Below are 4,413 nucleotides of genomic sequence, written 5' to 3' on the forward strand. Positions count from 1 at the left end.
GGTTCCCGGCACCGGCTTCAACTGGCCGACGCCCGATCACCTGCGCATCGTGACGCTGCCCGAGGCGCGCGTGCTGAGCGAGGCCGTGCAACGGCTCGGGAACTTCCTGTCCTCGTACCGGCAGTGATGGTGCGGGTGGCGGATGCCTGCTCGTCAAGTCCCTGCGGCGGGCGGGCGGCGATCCGTATCGTGCCGCCATGGCCATCGAACTGAACCGACCCGCCCTGCGTCATGCGCGCGCCCTGATCCGCGACGGCGAGGTCGTCCGCGACGAACGCGACGACTGGTCGGAGGCGGCGCCGAGCGCCGACGACGAGAACGCCTTCATCGACCGCGAGGGATGGACCGAGTACTCCCACTGGCACCTCGGCGTCGACCGTGATGAGAACGGGCACACCAAGAAGGCCTATTCCTTTCCCTTCGGCGATTTCCGCAAGGTGCACCGGTCGGGCGTGATCTCGGGCGAGAGCCGCGCCGGACAGTTCGACCACGACGAGATCCGTGACGCGCTGAAGTCGCTGCTCGAGCTGATCGACGCCGAGTAGCGGCGCTCACGCCGGATCGGACGTCACAGCAGCGCGAGCGACGTCGCCCGCCATCGGCGATCCATTCCCTCCAACCGGATCGCGACGGCGCGGGTGCGCGCGGGTCCCGAGACGATCACGACCGCTTCGATCACCCCGTCCAGGGGGGAGGACTGCACGATCGTGCCGATGGCGTGCACGGGTCGGGCTGCGGGGACGCCTCGGGCGCTGCGGGCGCGAGCGGCGAGGTTGGCGCGGGTGACGAGGGCGCGGTACGGCTCCTCGGCGAACCAGCGCGCGAGCTGGTCGACCTCGCGCACACCGGCGAGCACTTCGAGAACGCCGCGGGTGAGGTTGCGCAGGAGCGGCTCGGGATCGGGGAGTTCGGCCGAGGGGGTCCGCTGCGGCGCGAGGAAATCCTCGACCGCCACCGACATGTGCTCGGGCCGCGACGCCGGTGAGGGGTGGGGGACCATGCGGTGTCCCTTCTCTGGGCGTCGCGCGGGGGCAAGTGGCATGAGTGAACCACAGCGCGCCGGTCGCGCGGGATGAGAATCCTCCAACCTGTGGACAACGCCGCGGGCCCTGCGGGGGCGGGCGATACATTCGCGGGATGCGCTGGGATCGGCTGTTCGAGGACCTCGAGGACCAGCTCGCGTCGGAGTGGGAGGCGGAGCGGGCAGCGTTGGACACCGAGGCCGAGCGACTTCGACTGTCCAAGCTGTCGCTGCGTGAGCGGCTGAGGGCCCTGGTGGGAACCGAGCCCGCGGTGTCGGTGGACCTCGTCGACGGCACCGTCGCCACGGGCACCGTCTCGGCCGTCGGCGCGGACTGGTTCGCCATGACGACCCACACCCGGCGTGGGGGAGCACTGCTCGTGCCCTTCGCCGGCACCGCGGCGATCGGCGTGCCGCACGCGGACCTGCTGCGCAGCGCCCGTCCGGTGACGTCCCCCGCACGCCTGGCCGACCGCATGACCCTCGGCTTCGTGCTGCGCGACCTCTCCCGCCGGCGCATCCCGATCACGGCGGGCCTCGCCGGTGGGCGGCTGCTGTCGGGCACGATCGATCGCGCGGGCGCTGATCACGTCGATCTGGCATTGCACGATCTGGACGCGCCCCGGCGCGCGGCGGCGGTGGGCGGTCACCGGCTCGTTCCGACCGATGCCGTGCTCTGGGTGCGACTGGACTCCCCGGCCGCGCTGGCGTGAGGTGTCAGTCGGGGCGCTGCACCGCGCCGCGGCCCCACAGCTCCGGGAAGCTTGCGGCGTTGGACTGGCGCCACAGCGCCATGCGGCGCGCCTCCTCCGCCTGGTCGTCGAGGTAGCGCTCCACGCTGTCGCCTTCGATGCGCCAGCGGGCGGGGGAACCGACCTTCATGCCGCGCAGCCTTCCATCGAGCACCAGCGCCACCACTTCCTCGACCGACACGCTGAGCACTTCGGCGACCTGTGCAGGGGCGAGCAGGCGCGCATCTGGGGGGGTTGCGCTGGGCATCCACCCATTATCAGCCGCGTAGACCCAGCCTGCCCGCTCCGCGCCGGCCTGTGGATAAACGACGCTCCCGACCCGGGGGTTGGGCCACCATGGTGCCCATGACCGCGCCCGAACCCGCTCCCGTCCGCACGCGGGCGTTCTGGGCGGACATGCGGTTCGTCCTCGGCATCGTGCTCATCGTCGCCTCGATCGCCGGCGTCTGGTTCGTGGTCGCGGCGGCGCGGCAGACCGTTCCCGTGTTCGCTGCGGCGCGCACGATCGTGCCGGGTGAAGCGGTGGAGGCCGACGCCCTGCATGTCGTCGAGGTCGCCCTCGGTCAGGTGGGCGACGACGTCTACGCCGCACCCGGGCTGCTCCAGCCGGGCGCGATCGCCGTACGCACGATCTCGGTGGGAGAGCTGGTGCCCCTCAGCGCCGTCGGCGAGGCGTCGGCCAGTGACCTGACCTCGGTGGTGCTGCGGTCGGCCACGGATGTGCCCGCAGCCGTCGGCGCCGGAACGGCGGTGGAGCTGTGGGCTGCGCCCGCTCTGCAGCACGGGGCGTTCGACGAGCCGCGCATCCTCGTGCCCGACGCGACCGTGGCCACGGTGACACGCGACGACTCCGTCATGGGAGCGGGCCGTCCGGCCCTCGAGCTCATCATCCCGCGCGCCGACGTGGCTGCGACCCTCTCGGCGATCGCCGGGGGCGCTGCCCTCTCGGTCGTGCCGGCCGTGGGCGGTGGGCGGTGACCACGGCCGTCGTCGCCGTGGACGGCACCGCCGCCTCGGACATCGCGCTGCACCTGGGGCGGCTGGGCATCACCGCGTCCGCGGCCGTCGCCGCCGACGCGCCCGCACGCGCGGCGGCCGACGCGATGCTCGCCGCCGAGGGACGTGATCTGCTCGGCGTCATCACCGCCGCGGACCTGTTGATGCTGGAACTGCGACGCGACACCATCGCGCCGGCGCTCGTGTCGCTGTGCGACCGCCACGGCGTGCGGATCGTGCCGCTGAGCGAGGTGCCGGGCGAGGACCGGCTGTCGCAGCTGTACGGACTTCCCCCACCGCTGCCGCTGCGAGACGGTGGTCGGGTCGCAGAGGCTCTGCACGAGGGTCTTGCGTCGGTGCCGGCGCCGCCCACGCCGACCGGGCGGGTGATCGCGGTCTGGGGGCCGACCGGGGCGCCAGGGCGCAGCACCGTGGCCGTCGAGCTGGCGGCCGAGCTCGCCCGCGACGGCAGGCGGGTGGGGCTCGTCGACGCGGACACCCACGCCCCGTCGCTCGCGCTGGCGCTCGGCCTCGCCGACGAGGGACCGGGCTTCGCCGCGGCCTGCCGGCAGGTCGATCACGATGGGTTGACCCCGGCGGAGCTCAGCCGCATCAGCGTGCCGCTGGGGCGCGGGGTCGAGGTGCTCACAGGCCTGAACCGCCCGGGGCGCTGGCCCGAGCTCACTGCGGAGCGGGTCGGCGGAGCTCTGCGGGTCTGCCGTGCGTGGGCGGACGAGACGATCGTCGACGTGGCGGCGTCGCTGGAGCAGGACGAGGAGATCGTCAGCGACCTGGCGGGGCCGCGGCGCAACGCCGCATCCCTGGCCGCGGTGCGGGCGGCGGACCTCATCGTGGCCGTGGCGTCGGCGGACCCCGTGGGCATGGCGCGGTTCGTGCGCGGCCACGCCGACCTCCGGGCCACGGTGGGCGCCACGCCCGTGGTCGTCGTCGTCAATCGCCTGCGCGCCGGCGCGCTGGGCATCGACCCACGCGGTCAGGTGCGCGCGACCCTCGACCGCTTCTGCGGCATCCGCGACGTCTGGTTCCTGCCGATGGACATCAAGGCGGCGGATGCCGCGATGCTCGCGGCCCGGCCCGCGCAGGAAGTCGCCGCCCGCAGCCCGCTGTCGGCCGCGGTGCGGCGCCTGGTGGGCGAGGCCATCGCTCCCGTCGCACCGCCGCCACCCGTCGGGCGGCGGCGGCGCGCCGGATCGGGCCGACGGCAGGGCCTCTTCGCGCGGACCGCGTGAGCGCCGCCCGGTTAGGGTGAAAGGATGTCCACCCTCAGCGATATCGTCTATGCCCAGGGGCGGTCCTCCGCCGATGATGTGGAGTGGCTGCACCGCCTCGCCGGCGACGGCCAGCTTCTGGCCGACCTCGCGTTCGCCGACATCGTGATCTGGGTTCCCACCGCGGACGATTCGTTCATCGCCGTCGCCCACACCCGCCCGAGCGGCGCGGCGACCCTGTTCTACCGTGACATCGTCGGCGACCGGGTGCGTCCCCAGTGGCGTACCCAGGTGCGCGACGCGTTCACCGGGGTGCGCATCGTCGACTCCGCGTCGCCGGACTGGTTCGAAGAGACCCCCACCCGTGTGCGCGCCGTGCCGATCGTGCGTGAGCGGGCCCACGACGACGTCGCCC

General features: G+C 73.5%; 7 protein-coding genes and 1 pseudogene. 6 read left to right on the top strand and 2 right to left on the bottom strand.

Translation table 11 applies throughout. The features are described 5' to 3' along the window. Nucleotides 1–127 (top strand): annotated as a pseudogene (locus tag NQ160_RS19205) (aminotransferase); the annotation flags it as partial. 70 nt (nt 128–197) lie between these two features. After that, nucleotides 198–545 carry a hypothetical protein gene (locus NQ160_RS19210; protein ID WP_257516714.1) on the top strand — a complete coding sequence of 116 codons (348 nt, stop codon included), beginning with the start codon at nt 198–200 and terminating at the stop codon, nt 543–545. Between the two features lie 23 nt (nt 546–568). On the opposite strand, the gene NQ160_RS19215 is transcribed toward NQ160_RS19210, so the two are convergent. Then, nucleotides 569–1,000, bottom strand: coding sequence for an Rv3235 family protein (locus tag NQ160_RS19215; protein WP_257516716.1), 432 nt, complete (start codon nt 998–1,000; stop codon nt 569–571). A 137-nt stretch (nt 1,001–1,137) separates the two neighbouring features. Between NQ160_RS19215 and NQ160_RS19220 the strand changes: the two genes are divergently transcribed. Continuing rightward, nucleotides 1,138–1,734, top strand: coding sequence for a hypothetical protein (locus NQ160_RS19220; protein WP_257516718.1), 597 nt, complete (start codon nt 1,138–1,140; stop codon nt 1,732–1,734). Nucleotides 1,735–1,738: 4 nt separating this feature from the next. On the opposite strand, the gene NQ160_RS19225 is transcribed toward NQ160_RS19220, so the two are convergent. Next, a complete protein-coding gene (locus NQ160_RS19225; RefSeq protein WP_257516719.1) occupies nt 1,739–2,020 on the bottom strand; it encodes a helix-turn-helix domain-containing protein in 282 nt (93 codons plus the stop codon). Between the two features lie 98 nt (nt 2,021–2,118). Between NQ160_RS19225 and NQ160_RS19230 the strand changes: the two genes are divergently transcribed. The 3 genes from NQ160_RS19230 to NQ160_RS19240 form a co-directional block, all read left to right on the top strand. Beyond that, complete coding sequence (locus tag NQ160_RS19230; RefSeq protein ID WP_257516721.1) at nt 2,119–2,751, top strand: hypothetical protein; 633 nt, start codon at nt 2,119–2,121, stop codon at nt 2,749–2,751. Next, on the top strand, nt 2,748–4,019 hold the full coding sequence (locus tag NQ160_RS19235; RefSeq protein ID WP_257516722.1) for an AAA family ATPase: 1,272 nt from the start codon (nt 2,748–2,750) through the stop codon (nt 4,017–4,019). The genes NQ160_RS19230 and NQ160_RS19235 overlap by 4 nt, the downstream gene beginning before the upstream one ends. Nucleotides 4,020–4,043: 24 nt before the next feature. Then, on the top strand, nt 4,044–4,413 hold a 370-nt coding region (locus NQ160_RS19240; RefSeq protein ID WP_257516723.1), incomplete at its 3' end, for a histidine kinase N-terminal domain-containing protein.

The organism is Microbacterium sp. zg.Y909, assembly GCF_024626565.1.

Excerpts from the sequence above, each read along its gene's own strand:
- NQ160_RS19210 (WP_257516714.1), top strand. The coding sequence starts at position 198 with ATGGCCATCGAACTGAACCGACCCGCCCTGCGTCATGCGCGCGCCCTG.
- NQ160_RS19230 (WP_257516721.1), top strand. The coding sequence starts at position 2,119 with ATGACCGCGCCCGAACCCGCTCCCGTCCGCACGCGGGCGTTCTGGGCG.
- NQ160_RS19220 (WP_257516718.1), top strand. The coding sequence starts at position 1,138 with ATGCGCTGGGATCGGCTGTTCGAGGACCTCGAGGACCAGCTCGCGTCG.
- NQ160_RS19225 (WP_257516719.1), bottom strand. The coding sequence starts at position 2,020 with ATGCCCAGCGCAACCCCCCCAGATGCGCGCCTGCTCGCCCCTGCACAG.
- NQ160_RS19215 (WP_257516716.1), bottom strand. The coding sequence starts at position 1,000 with ATGGTCCCCCACCCCTCACCGGCGTCGCGGCCCGAGCACATGTCGGTG.